The sequence below is a fragment of the Sporolactobacillus shoreicorticis genome, assembly GCF_024125445.1.
GTDB lineage: Bacteria > Bacillota > Bacilli > Bacillales > Sporolactobacillaceae > Sporolactobacillus > Sporolactobacillus shoreicorticis.
In genome coordinates this window covers 1-1593 of record NZ_JAMXWM010000073.1, presented here as the reverse complement: position 1 = coordinate 1593, position 1593 = coordinate 1, and the positions used below count along the sequence as shown (strand labels likewise).

Annotated in this window: 1 rRNA gene; it reads right to left on the bottom strand. The window is 55.2% G+C overall.

What is annotated here, in order from left to right:
- Positions 1-41: 41 nt before the first annotated feature.
- Positions 42-1591: ribosomal RNA gene (locus NIE88_RS21925) — 16S ribosomal RNA — on the bottom strand.
- Between the last annotated feature and the right edge of the window lie 2 nt (positions 1592-1593).

Sequence of the window (1593 nt, the reverse complement as noted above, 5' to 3'; positions counted from 1 at the left end):
AAACAAAAGTCCAAGCGCTTCGCTATCGATCGTTTCCTTAGAAAGGAGGTGATCCAGCCGCACCTTCCGATACGGCTACCTTGTTACGACTTCACCCCAATCATTTGTCCCACCTTCGGCGGCTGAGTCCTTACGGTTCTCGCACCGACTTCGGGTGTTACAAACTCTCGTGGTGTGACGGGCGGTGTGTACAAGGCCCGGGAACGGATTCACCGCGGCATGCTGATCCGCGATTACTAGCAATTCCGGCTTCATGCAGGCGAGTTGCAGCCTGCAATCCGAACTGGGGGTGGCTTTATGGGATTCGCTCAACCTCGCGGTTTCGCTGCCCTTTGTACCACCCATTGTAGCACGTGTGTAGCCCAGATCATAAGGGGCATGATGATTTGACGTCATCCCCACCTTCCTCCGGTTTGTCACCGGCAGTCACCTTAGAGTGCCCAACTTAATGCTGGCAACTAACGTTAAGGGTTGCGCTCGTTGCGGGACTTAACCCAACATCTCACGACACGAGCTGACGACAACCATGCACCACCTGTCACTCTGTCCCCCGAAGGGGAACGGCCTATCTCTAGGCTTCTCAGAGGATGTCAAGACCTGGTAAGGTTCTTCGCGTTGCTTCGAATTAAACCACATGCTCCACTGCTTGTGCGGGCCCCCGTCAATTCCTTTGAGTTTCAACCTTGCGGTCGTACTCCCCAGGCGGAATGCTTAATGTGTTAACTTCAGCACTAAGGGGTTGGACCCCCCTAACACCTAGCATTCATCGTTTACGGCGTGGACTACCAGGGTATCTAATCCTGTTTGCTCCCCACGCTTTCGCACCTCAGCGTCAGTGACAGACCAGAGAGCCGCCTTCGCCACTGGTATTCCTCCACATCTCTACGCATTTCACCGCTACACGTGGAATTCTACTCTCCTCTTCTGCACTCAAGCTTCCCAGTTTCCAATGACCTTTTGCGGTTGAGCCGCAAGATTTCACATCAGACTTAAGAAGCCGCCTGCGCGCCCTTTACGCCCAATAATTCCGGACAACGCTTGCCACCTACGTATTACCGCGGCTGCTGGCACGTAGTTAGCCGTGGCTTTCTGGCCGGATACCGTCACTGCAAGAGCATTTCCTCTCCCGCACGTTCTTCTCCGGCAACAGAGCTTTACGATCCGAAAACCTTCTTCGCTCACGCGGCGTTGCTCCATCAGACTTTCGTCCATTGTGGAAGATTCCCTACTGCTGCCTCCCGTAGGAGTTTGGGCCGTGTCTCAGTCCCAATGTGGCCGATCACCCTCTCAGGTCGGCTATGCATCGCGGTCTTGGTGGGCCGTTACCCCGCCAACTAACTAATGCACCGCGGGCCCATCTCTCAGTGATGGCCGAAACCATCTTTCAGCCCGGCACCATGCGGTGCCGGGGGTTATCCGGTATTAGCTGCGGTTTCCCACAGTTATCCCAGTCTGTCAGGCAGGTTACCCACGTGTTACTCACCCATCCGCCGCTCACTTCCGGGAGCAAGCTCCCTTCTATGCGCTCGACTTGCATGTATTAGGCACGCCGCCAGCGTTCGTCCTGAGCCAGGATCAAACTCTCCAAAAAGT